16 protein-coding genes are annotated in these 16,847 nt (G+C 62.9%); 12 read left to right on the top strand and 4 right to left on the bottom strand.

What is annotated here, in order from left to right; genetic code table 11:
- Positions 1-42: 42 nt before the first annotated feature.
- The 3 genes from BLS60_RS16360 to BLS60_RS16350 all read right to left on the bottom strand — a co-directional run bounded on the left by BLS60_RS16360 (position 43) and on the right by BLS60_RS16350 (position 2,962).
- Positions 43-1,017: a serine/threonine protein kinase gene (locus tag BLS60_RS16360; RefSeq protein WP_070880588.1), complete on the bottom strand. Its 975-nt coding sequence runs from the start codon at positions 1,015-1,017 to the stop codon at positions 43-45.
- A 383-nt stretch (positions 1,018-1,400) separates the two neighbouring features.
- Positions 1,401-2,165: a TOBE domain-containing protein gene (locus BLS60_RS16355; RefSeq protein ID WP_092370419.1), complete on the bottom strand. Its 765-nt coding sequence runs from the start codon at positions 2,163-2,165 to the stop codon at positions 1,401-1,403.
- Between the two features lie 59 nt (positions 2,166-2,224).
- Complete coding sequence (locus tag BLS60_RS16350) at positions 2,225-2,962, bottom strand: ComF family protein (RefSeq protein ID WP_092370120.1); 738 nt, start codon at positions 2,960-2,962, stop codon at positions 2,225-2,227.
- Between the two features lie 81 nt (positions 2,963-3,043).
- Between BLS60_RS16350 and bioB the strand changes: the two genes are divergently transcribed.
- From bioB to BLS60_RS16300, 10 genes are all read left to right on the top strand, one after another.
- A complete protein-coding gene (gene bioB / locus BLS60_RS16345; RefSeq protein ID WP_092370117.1) occupies positions 3,044-4,099 on the top strand; it encodes a biotin synthase BioB in 1,056 nt (351 codons plus the stop codon).
- A gap of 61 nt (positions 4,100-4,160) precedes the next feature.
- Positions 4,161-5,333 carry an 8-amino-7-oxononanoate synthase gene (gene bioF / locus BLS60_RS16340; protein WP_092370114.1) on the top strand — a complete coding sequence of 391 codons (1,173 nt, stop codon included), beginning with the start codon at positions 4,161-4,163 and terminating at the stop codon, positions 5,331-5,333.
- Positions 5,330-6,040, top strand: coding sequence for an alpha/beta fold hydrolase (locus tag BLS60_RS16335; RefSeq protein WP_092370111.1), 711 nt, complete (start codon positions 5,330-5,332; stop codon positions 6,038-6,040). Before bioF ends, BLS60_RS16335 begins: the two co-directional genes overlap by 4 nt.
- On the top strand, positions 6,037-6,819 hold the full coding sequence (gene bioC / locus BLS60_RS16330; protein ID WP_092370108.1) for a malonyl-ACP O-methyltransferase BioC: 783 nt from the start codon (positions 6,037-6,039) through the stop codon (positions 6,817-6,819). Before BLS60_RS16335 ends, bioC begins: the two co-directional genes overlap by 4 nt.
- Positions 6,820-6,824: 5 nt before the next feature.
- Positions 6,825-7,508, top strand: coding sequence for a dethiobiotin synthase (gene bioD / locus BLS60_RS16325; protein ID WP_092370105.1), 684 nt, complete (start codon positions 6,825-6,827; stop codon positions 7,506-7,508).
- Positions 7,509-7,599: 91 nt separating this feature from the next.
- Positions 7,600-7,866: a hypothetical protein gene (locus BLS60_RS16320; protein WP_070880595.1), complete on the top strand. Its 267-nt coding sequence runs from the start codon at positions 7,600-7,602 to the stop codon at positions 7,864-7,866.
- Between the two features lie 45 nt (positions 7,867-7,911).
- The gene (locus BLS60_RS16315) at positions 7,912-8,655 is read left to right on the top strand and encodes a putative metalloprotease CJM1_0395 family protein (protein WP_092370102.1); all 744 of its coding nucleotides are present in this window, start codon (positions 7,912-7,914) and stop codon (positions 8,653-8,655) included.
- Positions 8,656-8,815: 160 nt separating this feature from the next.
- A complete protein-coding gene (locus tag BLS60_RS16310; protein WP_092370099.1) occupies positions 8,816-10,621 on the top strand; it encodes a phenylacyl-CoA dehydrogenase in 1,806 nt (601 codons plus the stop codon).
- 189 nt (positions 10,622-10,810) lie between these two features.
- Positions 10,811-12,091: a GGDEF domain-containing protein gene (locus BLS60_RS16305; RefSeq protein ID WP_092370096.1), complete on the top strand. Its 1,281-nt coding sequence runs from the start codon at positions 10,811-10,813 to the stop codon at positions 12,089-12,091.
- 106 nt (positions 12,092-12,197) lie between these two features.
- The gene (locus BLS60_RS16300) at positions 12,198-13,973 is read left to right on the top strand and encodes an acyl-CoA dehydrogenase C-terminal domain-containing protein (protein ID WP_092370093.1); all 1,776 of its coding nucleotides are present in this window, start codon (positions 12,198-12,200) and stop codon (positions 13,971-13,973) included.
- Positions 13,974-14,286: 313 nt separating this feature from the next.
- On the opposite strand, the gene BLS60_RS16295 is transcribed toward BLS60_RS16300, so the two are convergent.
- Positions 14,287-14,847: an NADPH-dependent FMN reductase gene (locus tag BLS60_RS16295; protein ID WP_070880600.1), complete on the bottom strand. Its 561-nt coding sequence runs from the start codon at positions 14,845-14,847 to the stop codon at positions 14,287-14,289.
- A gap of 193 nt (positions 14,848-15,040) precedes the next feature.
- On the opposite strand from BLS60_RS16295, the gene BLS60_RS16290 reads away from it, so the two are divergent.
- Together BLS60_RS16290 and BLS60_RS16285 are read left to right on the top strand one after the other, a co-directional pair.
- Positions 15,041-15,199, top strand: coding sequence for a YqaE/Pmp3 family membrane protein (locus BLS60_RS16290; protein WP_069519279.1), 159 nt, complete (start codon positions 15,041-15,043; stop codon positions 15,197-15,199).
- 426 nt (positions 15,200-15,625) lie between these two features.
- Positions 15,626-16,780: a mandelate racemase family protein gene (locus BLS60_RS16285; RefSeq protein WP_070880601.1), complete on the top strand. Its 1,155-nt coding sequence runs from the start codon at positions 15,626-15,628 to the stop codon at positions 16,778-16,780.
- Positions 16,781-16,847 lie beyond the last annotated feature (67 nt).

Here is a 16,847-nt window from a genome sequence, read left to right as displayed (position 1 = left end):
GTTGTCCGCCCGTTCAGCTTTTTTATCGCAGCCGGCGCGTGTTCAAAACAGCTTCAGCGGTTCTTCGTTCAGCGCGGCGATCTGTTCGCGCAGCATGAGAATCTGCTCGCCCCAGTAGCGCTCACTGCCGAACCACGGGAAGCTCTGCGGAAACGCCGGGTCGTCCCAGCGACGTGCCAGCCAGGCGCTGTAATGCATCAGGCGCAGCGAGCGAAACCCCTCGATCAGCGGCAGCTCGCGCGGATTGAAATCGTGGAATTCCTGATAGCCATCGACCAGCTCGGCAATTTGCCCCAGCCGTTCGTGACGCTCGCCGGCGAGCATCATCCACAGATCCTGAATCGCCGGGCCCATGCGGCAATCATCGAGGTCGACCATGTGATAGGTCTCGTCGCGGCACAGCAGGTTGCCTGGGTGGCAGTCACCGTGCAGGCGGATCGCCTTGGCCGGGTTCTCCGCGAACAACTGATCCAGGCGCTTGAGCAGATCGCGCGCGACCGACTCATAGGCAGGCAGCAGACTACGCGGCACGAAGTTGCCTTCCAGCAGGGTCGCCAGGGAGGCATGGCCGAAGTTGCTGACCTGCAGCGTTTCACGGTGAGCGAATGGGCGCAAAGAGCCCACCGCATGCAGACGGCCGAGCAGCTGGCCGAGGCGGTAGAGCTGGTCGAGATTGCCTGGCTCCGGTGCCCGGCCGCCGCGGCGCGGAAACAGCGAGAAGCGAAAGCCAGCGTGCTCGAACAGCGTTTCGCCGTCGCGCTGCAGCGGCGCCACTACCGGCACATCGCACTCAGCCAGCTCGGCGCTGAAGGTGTGTTCCTCGCGAATCGCTTCATCGGTCCAGCGCTGCGGGCGATAGAACTTGGCGATCAGCGGGGTTTCGCCCTCGATGCCCACCTGGTAGACGCGGTTCTCATAGCTGTTGAGTGCCAGCACGCGGGCGTCGCTGAGGTAGCCCAGGCTTTCGACGGCATCCAGAACCAGATCGGGGGTGAGTGCGGCGAAAGGATGAGACATGGGCTACTCCGTCGGTGGGCCGCAGAGTGTACCGCGCGAGGGCCGTCGGCACGGCACTATCGCTATCGGACGGCAGAGGGCGCAGCACAACTGGGAATTTCAGCCCTGCCACTGCGTCGAGCTCTCATGGCGGCCGTCCAGCAGAACCAGCGGCGTGACCGCCATTAGCCGCGAGGTCGCGGCTCCTACGCTATGTGGATTCACACGCGGTCCGTGGCGCCCACGTGGGAGCGTCGCCCCCGGCGCGAAGGGGATGGTGGCCGTTCAACAGAACCTGTGCCTGAGCGCATTTGTCGCCAGGCGGTGGCGCCCAAAGCACGAGGTCTTGCTGGCTCGGTGGAGAACGCGTTGTGGAATTCGGTCAGCGGCGGCAGGTGTTCAGCTCAGACCTGCGTACCCAGCAGCACATGGCTGGCCGCGAATTGCGCCCGCACCGGGCTGCCCACCACCAGGCCATGGTGGGCGAGGTGTTCGGCGGTCGCCTGGGCGCAGAGGGTTTGCCCATTGTGCAGGGCGATGCGCACTTCGCTGGGGCCGTCTGCTTCGGGCTGAATCTGCTCGATGTGGCCGAGCAGCTCGTTGAGACTGGTATCTGCCGTCTCACCAGCAGCGCTGAGCTTCAGCCAGCCGGCCTTGATCAGCACCATCAGTGGCGCGCCGGCCTGGAGCTGCAGGTGCTGCGTGCTGCTTCGGGTTATCTGCGCCTGGATCGATGTGCCGCCGGGCAGTTCGATGTCGATCAGGTCGTTGCCGGCCTGCGGCTTGATCGCTCGCACCCGACCGCTTAACTGGTTGCGCGCGCTGGTACGCAGCATCAGGCGGCCGAGTACCTGTAGGTCGGCGTCGTCGTCGACCGCCTGCAGCACTTCGGCCTGAATGGCCTGCAAGCGATGGTGCAACTGCAGTAGCCGTTCACCGGCCGGGGTCAGGCGCGCACCACCGCCGCCCTTGCCGCCCACGCTGCGCGCCACCAGCGGCTGATCAGCCAGATTGTTCAGCTCGTCGATGGCGTCCCAGGCCGCCTTGTAGCTCATGCCAGCGGCTTTGGCGGCGCGGGTGATCGAGCCCTGCACGGCAATCTGCTCGAGCAGTGCGATGCGTTGTGGGCGGCGGTTCACGTGTTGGGCGAGCAGGGAAAGGGTGGTCATATCGACAGAGCAGCGGTAATCACGACGGCCGGTCACTGTGCGTGACGCTCCGATGGCCGTCAATGATCGCCCGGCGCCGGGGTGCGGGCCAGGCAGTAAACATCCACCCGCTCGGCGCCAGCGTTGAGCAGGTGGCGGGCCAACTGCTGCGCCGTGGCGCCGGTGGTCAGCACGTCGTCGATAAGCGCCACATGCCGCGCCTTTAGCTGCGCCTTGGGCCGCACGGTGAAGGCGCCGCGCAAGTTGCGTCGGCGTGCTGCGGCATCGAGTTTCTGCTGGGCCGGCGCATCGCCGGTGCGCTGCAGCCAGTCGCTGTGCTGGGGAATGTCCAGGGCCTGGCTGATCACCTGGGCGAGCATCTGCGCCTGGTTGAAACCACGCTGGCGCTGCCGTTTCGGCGACAGCGGTACTGGCACTAGCAGGTCTGGCTTGGGCAGGCCGTCAGCGAACGCATGCGCCAGGTGGCGGGCGAGCAAATCGCCGAGCAGCCGGCCGATCGGCCAGCGAGCCTGGTGCTTGAAGCGATTGATCAGCGCATCCACCGGGAATCCATAGCGCCATGGCGCTTCTACGCGACTGAATGCCGGCGGGCGTTTCAGGCAGTGGCCGCAGACGAGGCCGTCGACCGCAAGCGGCAGGGCACAAACGCCGCAATGTGAGCCCAGCCAGGGCAGATCGGCCTCGCACTCCGCACACAGCGGCAATGGGGTATCAACCGATTCGTCACAGAGCAAACAGGTTTGTTTTATTTTTAACCAGTTGTAAACCGTGGTATGTATCGATGGTTGACAGAGCATTAGGCTTCCTTAACTATGCCGCACATCCGTGTTGGGTCTGCTGTGACTGTAGCAGGCCGCCTGTAGAGAAGGACTTGCCCCATGAGCGCTAGCACCGCTGCCACCGTGCGTCACGATTGGAGCCTGGCTGAAGTCCGGGCGCTGTTCGAGCAACCGTTCAATGACCTGCTGTTCCAGGCGCAGACCGTGCACCGCGCGCATTTCGATGCCAACCGCGTGCAGGTGTCGACGCTGTTGTCGATCAAGACCGGTGCCTGCCCCGAAGACTGCAAGTACTGCCCGCAGTCCGGGCACTACAACACCGGCCTCGACAAGCAGAAGCTGATGGAAGTGCAGAAGGTGCTGGAGGCGGCCGCCGAAGCCAAGGCCATCGGCTCGACCCGCTTCTGCATGGGAGCGGCCTGGAAGCATCCGTCCGCCAAGGACATGCCCTACGTCCTGCAGATGGTCGAGGGCGTCAAGGCGCTAGGCCTGGAAACCTGCATGACCCTGGGGCGTCTCGATCAGGAGCAGACCCGCGCGCTGGCTGACGCCGGCTTGGACTACTACAACCACAACCTCGACACCTCGCCGGAGTTCTACGGCAGCATCATTACCACCCGTACCTATTCCGAGCGCCTGCAGACGCTGGCCTACGTGCGTGAGTCGGGCATGAAGATCTGCTCCGGCGGCATCCTCGGCATGGGCGAGTCGCTGGACGACCGTGCTGGTCTGCTGATCCAGCTGGCCAACCTGCCGGAGCACCCCGAATCGGTGCCGATCAACATGCTGGTGAAGGTCGAGGGTACGCCGCTGGCCAACGAGGAGGACGTCGACCCGTTCGACTTCATCCGCATGCTGGCGGTGGCGCGCATCATGATGCCGAAGTCCCATGTGCGGCTGTCGGCCGGGCGCGAGGCGATGAACGAGCAGATGCAGGCGCTGGCGTTCTTCGCCGGTGCCAACTCGATCTTCTACGGCGAGAAGTTGCTGACCACCGCCAACCCCCAAGCCGGCAAGGACATGCAGCTGTTCGCCCGTCTCGGCATCCAGCCGGAAGCGCGCGAAGAGCACGCCGACGAGGTGCACCAGGCCGCCATCGAGCAGGCGCTGGTCGAACAGCGTGATTCGCGGATGTTCTACGACGCCGCCGTCTGATGGTATCTGCAGGCAGCGCGCTGGGTGCCCAGCGCCTGCTGCCTGACGCCTGGAGTGTTCTATGTCATTCGATCTGGCCGGCCGCCTGGCCGAGCGTCGTGCTGCCGATCTCTATCGCCAGCGCCCGCTGCTGGACAGCCCGCAGGGGCCTTTGGTCACGGTGGACGGGCGCGAGCTGCTGGCCTTCTGTTCCAACGACTACCTTGGCCTGGCCAATCACCCACAGCTGATCGAAGCCTGGCGCGCCGGGGCCGCCCGTTGGGGCGTTGGTGGCGGAGCCTCGCACCTGGTGATCGGCCATAGCACGCCGCACCACGAACTGGAGGAGGCCCTGGCCGAATTCACCGGCCGGCCGCGGGCATTGCTGTTCTCCACCGGCTACATGGCCAACTTGGGCGCCGTCACGGCGCTGGTCGGCAAAGGCGACACGGTGCTCGAAGATCGCCTCAACCATGCGTCATTGCTCGATGCCGGCTTGCTCAGTGGCGCACGTTTCTCTCGTTACCTGCACAACGACAGCGCCAGCCTGGCGACGCGCCTGGACAAGGCCGAAGGCAATACCCTGGTGGTGTGCGATGGCGTGTTCAGCATGGACGGCGACTTGGCCGACCTGCCGGCGTTGTGCGCCGAAACGCGGCGCAAGGACGCCTGGCTGATGGTCGATGACGCCCATGGTTTCGGCACCCTGGGCGCGACTGGCGGCGGTGTGGTCGAGCACTTTGGCCTCGGCCTGGATGACGTGCCGGTGTTGGTCGGCACGCTGGGCAAGGCATTCGGCACCGCTGGCGCGTTCGTCGCCGGTAGTGATGAGCTGATCGACACCTTGGTGCAGTTCGCTCGGCCCTACATCTACACCACCAGCCAGCCGCCGGCGCTGGCCTGCGCGACCCTGAAGAGCCTCGAGCTGTTGCGCAGTGAGCACTGGCGCCGCGAGCACCTTGCGGTGCTGATCCGGCGCTTCCGCGAAGGCGCGGCGAGCATCGGCCTGCAGCTGATGGACAGCGACACACCGATACAGCCGATTCTGATTGGCGACAGTGGCCGCGCCATGGCCTTGTCCCAGGCGCTGCGCGAGCGCGGCATTCTGGTCACGGCGATTCGCCCGCCGACCGTACCCGCAGGCAGCGCTCGCCTGCGCGTCACCCTGTCCGCCGCGCACGACGTTGCGCAGGTGGATCGCCTGCTGGAAGCGCTCTCCCAGTGCTGGATGCCGCTATCGGGAGAGCCGGCTTGACGGATCAAAGACTGGTTTTGTTGGCCGGCTGGGGGTTGGGTAGCGCGCCGCTTCAGCCACTGGCCGATGCGCTCGGCGTGCGCCTGCAGGTGCAGGTTGAGCCGCTGCCCGAACTCGATCATGCGTCGGTCGCCCTTTGGCTTGACCAGCTGGACGAGCGTCTGCCCGACAACGCCTGGCTGGGCGGTTGGTCGCTGGGCGGCATGCTCGCCAGCCTGTTGGCAGCAAGTCGCGGTTCGGCTTGTCCCGGCTTGCTGACGTTGGCGAGCAATCCATGTTTTGTCGCCCGCGAGACCTGGCCCACCGCCATGGCCGCGTCGACCTTCCGGATCTTTCGTGACAGCTATCAGCAGAGCCCGTCGGCGACGCTCAAGCGCTTCGCCATGTTGTGCAGCCAGGGCGCCGTGGATGCTCGGTCACTGTCCCGCTCGCTAACGGCCACGGCAGGCGGCGTCGATTCGCTGGCTGGGCTTGATCTGCTGGCAACACTCGATACTCGAGAGATACTGCAACGGTTCAGCGGGCCGCAGCTGCATGTTTTCGCTGATGCCGATGCGCTGGTGCCGGTCAGCGCTGCGGTGGCCGTTCAGGCGCTGCAACCTGACGCCACGGTTCACTGTATGAGCGGTGCGAGCCATGCCTTCGTGCTCGAACAGGTAGCCGATGTGGCTGCGCTGCTCAGCCGTTTCATGGAGGCCCGAGCATGAATGTAAGACCCGACAAGCGCCGGGTGGCCGCGTCGTTTTCCAAGGCCGCTGGCAGCTATGACAGCGTCGCGCAGTTGCAGCGCGATGTGGGTCGGCAACTGCTGTGGTATCTGCCGTTATCGCTGCGGCCCGAGCGCTGGCTGGACCTGGGTTGCGGCACTGGTCATTTCAGCCGCGCCCTGGCCGACTGGTACCCGAATGCTCAAGGTGTAGCGGTGGATATCGCCGAAGGCATGTTGCAGCACGCCCGGAAGGCTGGCGGTGCGCAGTGTTTCGTCGCTGGCGACGCCGAACAGTTGCCGTTGCGCGAGCAGAGCTGTGACCTGATCTTCTCCAGCCTGGCCTTGCAATGGTGTGGCGATTTCCAGGCGGTACTCGGCGAGGCGAGCAGGGTGCTGCGTCCCGGCGGGGTGCTGGCCTTCAGCAGCCTGTGCGTCGGCACGTTGCAGGAGTTGCGCGACAGTTGGCAGGCCGTGGATGGCTTCGTGCACGTCAACCGCTTTCGTGCCCTCGAGGACTATCAAGAGCTGTGTACGGACAGTGGCCTGCACCTGGGCACGCTGCAGGTGCGCGCTCACCGCCTTCACTACGCGGATCTGCGCAGCCTCACCCACGGCCTCAAGGCCTTGGGTGCACATAACCTCAATGAGGGGCGCCCGGCCGGTTTGACTGGGCGGGCGCGATTGCGCGCGCTCGCCGAGGCTTACGAGCAGCACCGCCATCCCGAGGGGCTGCCCTGCACTTATCAGGTCATCTACGGCGTGCTGCAGAAGGAGTAATGCGTATGAGCGCAGCCTATTTCGTCACGGGCACCGACACCGAAGTCGGCAAAACCACCATCGCCGCCGGCCTGCTGTACGCCGCGCGGCTCGCCGGCTTGTCGACCGCAGCCGCCAAGCCGGTTGCTTCCGGATGCCAACTGACCGCCGAGGGACTGCGCAATGACGACGCCCTGGCGCTGCTCGCCCAGTGCAGCGTGCCGCTGCGTTACGAGGAGGTAAATCCGAAGGCCTTCGCGCCGGCCATCGCGCCGCACCTGGCGGCCCGTGACGAGGGCGTTCGGCTGGACGTGGCAGAGCTGGGTGCCGCAGTGCGGGCGATTGTCGATAAGGGGGCGGACTTTACCCTGGTCGAAGGCGCGGGCGGCTGGCGTGTGCCGCTGACCGGTAACGCCACCCTGTCCGATCTGGCGTGCGCGCTGCAGCTGCCGGTGATTCTGGTAGTAGGCGTGCGCCTCGGTTGTATCAACCATGCTGTGCTGACGGCCGATGCGATCGTCGCTGACGGCCTGCCACTGGCGGGCTGGGTCGCCAATGTAGTCGATCCACGCACGGCACGCTTGCAGGACAATCTAGGCACCTTGAATGAACGCCTGGCGGCCCCCTGCATTGGTCAGGTGCCGTATTTGCCCTCGGCCTCGCCCGATCGGGTGGCGGCCTACCTCGATTTATCGCGATTAATACTATAGAAGCGAAGCGTCCGCATATTTTGGTTGTACGTTTTTTAAGCGGCTTCTGCTTAAATACACGCCATGCAGTTACTGCAGCAGGAGACGTCCCATGCAGATTTCATCCACCAGCGCCTTTACCGCTGGCATCAACACTATCCAGTCCGGTCAACGTCGCGTCGAGCAAGCTGCCGGCGAGATCGCCAGTGCTCCCGTGACCGCCGAGCGTGCCCAGGCCAATGAGCCTTCCGCTGCGCGCTCCGACATCGCCGACAACATGGTCGAGATGCGCGTTGGCCAATATGAAGCTCAGGCTGGTGCTCGTGTCGTGCAGACCGCGGACAAGGTGCTGGGCACCCTGATCGACGTCACCGCCTAAATCGCAGCGCCTTTTTCAGGCGCTCGGCTCCAGGGGGAGAGCGACATGCAAGTTGCTGGTTTTTCTTCCTCTTACTATCCCGCCTCGCCGTTATCGGCTCCTGCCCCTCGATCTGTCGAATCCGCCAGCTCCCCCGATCTTGCCCGCGCCGCTTTCGCGCCGGTGGCACCGGGCTCCGCGTCTGATTCCTCCAAAGCCGCAACGGCGCAGGAAGAACAGGACAAACCAGAAGAATCTTCGACTACCGCCAAGCCAGGCGAGCCGCGCACGCCTGAGGAAGAGCAGGAGCTGCAGCTGGTTATCTCCGAACTGGCCAACCGCGATCGTGAAGTGCGCACCCACGAACAGGCCCACGCCGCGGTGGGTGGCGTGCATGCCGGGGCACCTACCTACACCTATACCCGCGGACCGGATGGCAAGCGCTATGCCTCGGGTGGCGAGGTGAGCATCGATGTCGGCGCCGTCGCCAACGACCCGCAGGCAACGCTGAGCAAGATGCAGGTCGTGATCCGCGCGGCGTTGGCGCCGGCAGAGCCGTCGGCCCAGGATCGCAGCGTGGCCAGCCAGGCGCAGGCGCAGATGGCGGTGGCCCGCGCCGAGCTTGCCACGATGCAGCGCAGTGAAGTGGAAGCTTCGAAGGCGCCCGCCGACGAAGACGCCAAGGAAAGCGACGACCCGTCAGTCACGCCCACCGACGCGAAGAGTCAGCTACCTTCCCCTGGCATCAGTCTCTACGCTGCCTCTGCGGTCGATCAGCCCCCCTCCGCACTGCTCGATCTGCGCGCCTGAGCCCCTTGGGCAGCCCTTGACAGTGGATGGGCGTAAACGTATGTTTCAAACATGTGTTTGAGTCGCTGCCTGGCAGCCGGCTCCCTGTATCACCAGCCTGCAGACGACCGCTTCCTTCGGTCATTCCCTATACAAGAGACCACCCGCAGAGGTACCCGCTATGCCTGATTACAAGGCCCCCTTGCGCGATATCCGTTTCGTTCGTGACGAACTGCTCGGCTATGAAGCGCACTACCAGAGCCTGCCCGGCTGCCAGGACGCTACGCCAGACATGGTCGATGCCATCCTCGAGGAAGGTGCCAAGTTCTGCGAGCAGGTGCTCTCTCCGCTCAACCGCGTGGGTGATACCGAAGGCTGCACCTGGAGCGAGTCCGGCGTGAAGACGCCGACCGGCTTCAAGGAAGCCTACAAGCAGTTCGTCGAAGGCGGCTGGCCGAGCCTGGCCCATGACGTCGAGCATGGTGGTCAGGGCTTGCCCGAGTCGCTGGGCCTGGCAGTCAGCGAAATGGTTGGCACCGCCAACTGGTCGTGGGGCATGTACCCGGGCCTGTCCCATGGCGCGATGAACACCATCTCTGCCCACGGCACGCCGGAACAACAGCACATCTACCTGACCAAGCTGGTGTCCGGTGAGTGGACCGGCACCATGTGCCTGACCGAAGCCCATTGCGGCACCGACCTGGGCATGCTGCGCACCCGTGCCGAGCCTCAGGCCGACGGTTCGTACAAAATCTCTGGCACCAAGATATTCATCTCGGCCGGCGAACACGACATGGCCGATAACATCGTGCACATCGTGCTGGCGCGCCTGCCGGATGCGCCGGCTGGCACCAAGGGTATTTCGCTGTTCATCGTGCCCAAGTTCCTGCCCAACGCCGAGGGCGGCGTCGGCGAGCGTAACGGGGTGAACTGCGGTTCGCTCGAGCACAAGATGGGCATCCACGGTAACGCCACCTGCGTGATGAACTTCGATGCTGCGACCGGCTTCCTGATCGGCCCGCCGAACAAGGGCCTGAACTGCATGTTCACCTTCATGAACACCGCGCGTCTGGGCACTGCGCTGCAAGGCTTGGCGCATGCCGAGTTGGGCTTCCAGGGCGGCATCAAGTACGCCCGCGATCGCCTGCAGATGCGCTCGCTGACCGGCCCTAAAGCACCGGAAAAAGCCGCCGACCCGATCATCGTGCACCCTGATGTTCGCCGCATGCTACTGACCATGAAGGCCTTCGCCGAGGGCAACCGCGCGATGGTGTACTTCACCGCCAAGCAGGTGGACATCCTCACGCACAGCCAGGACGAGGAAGAGAAGAAGGCCGCCGATGGCCTGATGGCCTTCCTTACTCCGATTGCCAAGGCGTTCATGACCGAGGTCGGTTTCGAGTCGGCTTCCCATGGTATGCAGATCTACGGTGGCCACGGCTTCATCAGCGAGTGGGGCATGGAGCAGAACCTCCGTGATTGCCGCATCTCGATGATGTACGAGGGCACCACCGGCGTTCAGGCCCTCGACCTGTTGGGTCGCAAGGTGTTGATGACCCAGGGCGAAGCGCTCAAGGGCTTCACCAAGATCGTCCACAAGTTCTGCCAGGCCAACGAAGGCAACGAGTCGATCAAGGCGTTCGTCGAGCCGCTGGCCAAGCTGAACAAGGAGTGGGGCGAGCTGACCCTGAAAATCGGCATGGCCGCCATGAAGGACCGCGAGGAAGTCGGTGCCGCCTCGGTGGATTACCTGATGTATTCGGGTTATGCCTGCCTGGCCTACTTCTGGGCCGATATGGCGCGCGTCGCGGCCGAGAAGCTTGCCGCCGGTGACGGTGATCAGGCGTTCTACAAGGCCAAGCTGCAGACCGCGCAGTTCTATTACGCACGCATCCTACCGCGTACCCGTACGCACGTAGCAACCATGCTGTCCGGCGCAAGCAGCCTGATGGACATGAACGAGGAAGACTTCGCTCTGGGCTACTGATAGCTCTCGGCGTACACAAAACCGCGCCCTAAGGGGCGCGGTTTTTTTATGGCAGACGTTTTCCTTCTGCCTTGGATGGCCGTAGCCAGCTTTGAGTAGACGTTAATGAATGATGTGAGCAGATCCCGTGCGCTGGCCGTTGAATAAAGGCAAAATGCCAGACCTTCACGGTCGATAGCGGAGTCCCTCTTGTCGCGCCTAGCCGCTCTGCGCTTGGGACACTTTCTGCCTGCATTGTTGCTGCTGGGTAGCGGGCTGCTGGCCGCTACCTTGCCGAGCCTCACGGATTTCTTCACTTCCCTCTTCAATGTGTTGCCTACCTTGTTACTGTTGCTGGGCGGCACGTTTTGCATGGTTTACGGCCGGCAGCGTGAGCTGTTCATATTGCTGGTGCTCTATATGGGCTATTTCGTGCTCGACGATCAGGTCGATCACTTTCGCGATGTCGGCCGGGTGCGCGACGATGCCGCGCTGGTCTGCAGCCTGTTGCTGCCGATGCTCTATGGCTTGTTCGCGCTGTGGCGCGAACGCACCCACCTGATTCAGGACCTCATCGCGCGTTTTGCCGTGCTGCTGGCCGTCTGCGGAGTTGCCACAGCGCTGGCGCGGCGTTATCCGCTGGCGCTGGAGCAGTGGTTGTCAGCGATCCGCTGGCCTGCGCTGCACGCCGAGTGGATGAGCCTGGCACAGCTGGCGTACCCGTTATTCTTGCTGATCGGCGTGGCGCTGGTGGTGCAGTACCTGCGTACGCCACGGCCGGTACATGCCGTGCAATGTGTCGGCGTAATCGCGCTGTTGTGGATGCTGCCCAATACCTTCATCCAGCCCCATGCGTTGCAGGTGATGACCAGCGTGGTGATGCTGATGATCGTGGTTGGCGTGGCCCATGAGGCCTATCAGATGGCGTTCCGTGACGAGCTCACCGGGCTGCCGGGTCGGCGCGCCTTGAATGAGCGGCTGCAAAGGCTGGGGCGCAACTACGTGCTGGCCATGGCCGATGTCGATCATTTCAAGAAATTCAATGACACCCACGGCCACGATGTCGGTGATCAGGTGTTGCGCCTGGTTGCCGGCCAGCTGCGCAAAGTCGGCGGTGGCGGCAAGGTATATCGCTACGGCGGTGAAGAATTCACCCTGGTGTTTGCGGGCAAAACCGTCGAGGAGTGTCTGCCGCATCTGGAGGCGATACGCCAGGCCGTCGAGCAATATCCTATTCAGTTGCGTGATCGCCAGCAGCGGCCTGGTGATGATCAGCTTGGCCGCCAGCGTCGCGGCGGTGCCGGCAGCGGCCGGGTTTCGGTAACGGTCAGCATTGGCGTGGCGCAACGGGGTGATGCACAGCGCAGCGTGGATGAAGTGCTCAAGGCCGCCGATAAGGCGCTGTACGGCGCCAAGAGCGCCGGACGCAACTGTGTGAGCAGCCAGGTGAAGCGTCGCGGCGCCGTCAAGCTGAAGTCCAGCGAGAGCTGATATACGCAGTGACCGCTGCATGGCTGGGCGGTCACGACACGACCCTATGTCTCTGAAAAGTTGTTGCGCTAGACTCGGGTTCTGAACGTGCTCCCGAGGAATTCCCATGGCCGATTATCAAGCTCCCCTGCGTGACATGCGCTTCGTGCTCCACGAAGTTTTACAGGTCTCCAAGCTGTGGGCGCAGCTGCCTGCCCTGGCCGAAGTCGTGGATGAGGAAACCGCCAATGCGATCCTCGAGGAAGCCGGCAAGATTACTGCAGGTGTCATCGCGCCCCTGAATCGGGCGAGCGATGAAGAAGGTTGCGTCTGGGCTGACGGCGTGGTGACTACGCCGGCGGGCTTTGTCGAGGCCTACCAGGCGTTCGCCGACGGTGGTTGGGTCGGCGTGGGTGGTAATGCGCAGTTCGGCGGCATGGGCATGCCCAAGGTGATCTCCGCCCAGGTCGAGGAAATGGTCAACTCGTCCAGCCTGTCGTTCGGCCTGTATCCGATGCTCACGGCCGGCGCCTGTCTGTCGATCAACGCGCACGCCAGCGAAGAGCTGAAGCAGGCTTATCTGCCGAACATGTATGCCGGTGTCTGGTCGGGCTCAATGTGCCTGACGGAACCGCACGCCGGCACCGACCTGGGCATCATCCGCACCAAGGCCGAGCCTCAGGCCGATGGCAGTTACAAGCTCACCGGCACCAAGATATTCATCACTGGCGGTGAGCATGACCTGACCGAGAACATCATCCACCTGGTGCTGGCCAAACTGCCGGATGCGCCCGCTGGGCCGAAGGGGATTTCGCTGTTTCTGGTGCCCAAGGTCATGGTCAATGCCGATGGCTCGCTGGGTGAGCGCAACGCGCTGTCTTGCGGTTCGATCGAGCACAAGATGGGCATCAAGGCGTCGAGCACCTGCGTGATGAACTTCGACGGCGCCACCGGTTACATCATCGATGCGCCAAACCGCGGCCTGGCTGCCATGTTCACCATGATGAATTACGAGCGTCTGGGTGTTGGCATCCAGGGGCTGGCGACCGGCGAGCGTTCCTATCAGAGCGCCATCGACTACGCCCGCGAGCGCATCCAGAGCCGCGCCCCGGGTGGCGCCGTGGCCAAGGACAAAGTGGCCGACCCGATCATCGTGCACCCGGACGTGCGCCGCATGTTGCTGACCATGAAAGCCTTCAACGAAGGAGGTCGCGCATTTTCCAGTTACGTCGCCGTGCAGCTCGACACTGCGAAGTACAGCGAAGATCCGACCACCCGCAAGCGCGCCGAAGAGTTGGTGGCGCTGCTGACGCCGGTTGCCAAAGCGTTTCTGACTGACCTGGGGCTGGAAACCACCATCCACGGGCAGCAGGTTTTCGGTGGCCACGGTTATGTGCGTGAGTGGGGTCAGGAGCAACTGGTGCGTGACTGCCGCATCACGCAGATCTACGAAGGGACGAACGGTATCCAGGCGCTGGACCTGGTCGGTCGCAAGGTGGTGGGTAGCGGCGGTGCGTTCTCCCGGCATTTCACTGACGAGATTCGTGCCTTCGCCAGCGCCGCAGATGCGCCAGCGGAGTTTAGCGAGCCGTTGCTGGCAGCGGTCGCCATCCTTGAAACACAGACCACTGCATTGCTCGAGCGTGCTCGTGACAACCCCCGCGAGATCGGTGCAGCGTCGGTGGAATACCTGCACCTGTTCGGTTACACCGCCTATGCCTACATGTGGGCGCTGATGGCTAAAGCGGCGTTAGGCAAGGACGCTCAGGAAGATTTCTACACCAGCAAGCTTGGTACGGCGCGTTTCTATTTCGCCCGCCTGCTGCCGCGTATCCATTCCCTGAGCGCCTCGGTCAGTGCCGGCAGTGACAGCCTGTATCTGCTTGATGCCGAGCAGTTCTGATCGGCCGCAGGCTGCAGCTGTTGGCGCAGCGCGTGTAGGTTATGGCTTACGCGCGGTTCTGCCTTTAGCCACTATGGCCAGAGAGAGGCGAAGCGTAATCTTCACTTCAAGGACTTAGCGCAGGAAGCGCACTGAACAGACAGGGATAGGTGGGACGCAGCCAGGATGGCGCGATGATCAAGGATGTCAGAATAGAGTCTGTAAACCCCGCTTCGGCGGGGTTTTCTTTTTGTGGTCGATTAAGTCAGCAGCGCTGGCGCCGAACGGCGTCGTCGACCCAGGGAGCCTGCTGGGCGGGCTCCCTGTTGCGTTATCAGCTTTTTGCCGTTTTCTCGACCCAGGCTGCATAGGCGTCGATGAACTTCTGCAGGAACGGCTTGATGCTGTCGCTCAGCGTGCCGCTTTCATCGAAGAAGTTACCGGCGCCGCCAAGATAGGCTTCGGGCTGCTGCAGCAGCGGCATATCAAGGAAGACCAACGCCTGGCGCAGCTGGTGATTGGCGCCGAAACCGCCAACAGCACCCGGCGAAGCCGTGACCACGCCGGCAGGTTTGCCGCTAAAGGCGCTCTGCCCATAAGGGCGCGAGCCCACGTCCACGGCGTTCTTCAGTGGTGCGGGAATCGAGCGGTTGTATTCCGGGGTAACGAACAGCACGGCATCTGCTGCCTTCACCTCGGCGCGGAAGCGACTATAGGTCGCCGGTGCGGGCTCGACATCGATGTCTTCGTTGTACAACGGCAGGTCACCGATTTCGACGATGCTCAGCTTCAGGTTCGCTGGTGCCAGATCGGCCAAAGCCAACGCGAGCTTGCGGTTGATCGACGCCTTGCGGAGGCTGCCGACCAGGACGGCGACGTTGTAAGTTTTGCTCATGAAGGTTCTCCCTTAGAACGAACGGATGGGGTCGAGGCGACAGACACTATAGCCGGCTAAAGAGTGCGGTGGTGAGCCCTGCTGTGCCCGATAGAGGCAGGCTGCGGCGCGATTTTCCCTGAACCGCTGGCCAGTGGCGCCAGTCGATTGTCAGGTATCGCCCAACCGGGCTCACTTCGATAGGACCTGCCTCATGGATCTGATCCGTATTCTGATCGCCATTCTCCTCCCACCGCTCGGTGTCTTTTTGCAGGTGGGCTTCGCTGGCGCCTTCTGGTTGAACATCCTGCTCACGTTGCTGGGCTACATTCCAGGCATCATTCACGCGGTGTATATCATCGCCAAGCGCTGAAATCAGCTGCTCAATCGACCGCGCTCTGGCGCGGTTTTTTTTGCCCGCAATTCTTAGTGGTGACCTTCCTGCTGTATGACAACATAGGCAGGAGGTACTTTTTAAGGCTTACGTAGGGTAGGTATTTTTTATACCAAAAAACGCTTATCAATAGGTCTTCTTATCTTAAATCGTGTAGTTCGTTTCGATGCAGTCCGCTGGTCGAAGCAAGATTAATGTTATTAACTTATTGATATAAAAGATTTTATGTCTTTATGTGGCAAAAGGATGGCGCTCGAAATGCTGCATTGGCGCAGGCTGAGCAGGTTCGATTTACTTCTTTACAGCTTCTTGACAGCGCTTCGGATCGGCGCAACTATTCACTCATTCGCTGTATGACAACATACATCGGGCCACTCAAATAATCACAAGATCCAAGGCGCGCTCATGAAGATCACTCAGGTCAATGTCGAGGTTTTCACCTATCCCACCCGCCGCAGCGTCGATGCTGCTGGCCATGCCCACCCAGGTGAAGAATCCCTGGCCAAGATGGCTATGCTGCGCATCGCCACTGAAGATGGCGTGGAAGGCTATGCCTTCGGCGCTCCCGAACTGATTCGTCCGCACATCATCGACAGCTTTGTACGCAAGGTGCTGATTGGGCAGAACGTCATGGACCGCGAGAAGATCTGGCAAGACCTCGCCCATTGGCAGCGCGGCAGCGCCAGTCAGTTGACCGACCGCGCACTGGCGCTCGTCGAGCAGGCGTTGTGGGATTGGGCCGGGCGCAAATTCAAGCAGCCGGTGCACAAGCTGATCGGTGGCTACCGCGACAAGGTGCTGGCCTACGGGTCGACCATGTGTGGTGATGACCTGCCAGGCGGCCTGTCGACGCCGGAAGAATATGGCCGTTTCGCCGAGCAACTGGTCGCCCGCGGCTACAAGGCGATCAAGCTGCACACCTGGATGCCGCCGATCTCCTTCGCGCCGGATCCGAAGATGGACGTGCGTGCCTGCGCCGCAGTGCGTGAAGCGGTCGGCCCGGACATCGCCCTGATGCTCGATGGCTACCACTGGTACAGCCGCACCGACGCGCTGTACATCGGCCGTGAACTGGAGAAGCTCAACTTCGCCTGGTTCGAAGAGCCGATGATGGAGGAGTCTGCCGAATCCTATGCCTGGCTGGCAGCCAACCTCGACATCCCGGTGTTAGGCCCGGAATCGCTTGGCGGTAAATACATGAGCCGCGCCAGCTGGGTCGGGCAGGGCGCCTGTGACATCCTGCGCGCCGGTGTGGCCGGGGTCGGTGGTATCGCACCGTGCCTCAAGGTCGCGCACCTCGCCGAGTCCTACGGCATGCACTGCGAGATCCATGGTAACGGCGCGGCCAACCTGGCGGTGGTCGGCGCCATCAAGAACTGCGACTGGTACGAGCGCGGCCTGCTGCACCCGTTCCTCAACTACGACGATGTGCCTGCCTACCTGAACAGCATCGTCGATCCGATGGACAGTGACGGTTACGTGCACCTGCCGGATCGCCCGGGTCTGGGCGAAGACATCAACTTCGCCTACATCGAGACGAACACCGTCAACCGGTACTGATGCACCGGCGCGCAGCCGCATGCGGCTGCGCAGTTTCTGAGAGTCGAATAACTATAAGAAGGCTATC

The sequence above is a fragment of the Phytopseudomonas seleniipraecipitans genome, assembly GCF_900102335.1.
GTDB classification, from domain to species: Bacteria; Pseudomonadota; Gammaproteobacteria; order Pseudomonadales; family Pseudomonadaceae; genus Aquipseudomonas; species Aquipseudomonas seleniipraecipitans.
This window is presented reverse-complemented; position numbering and strand designations above follow the sequence as displayed.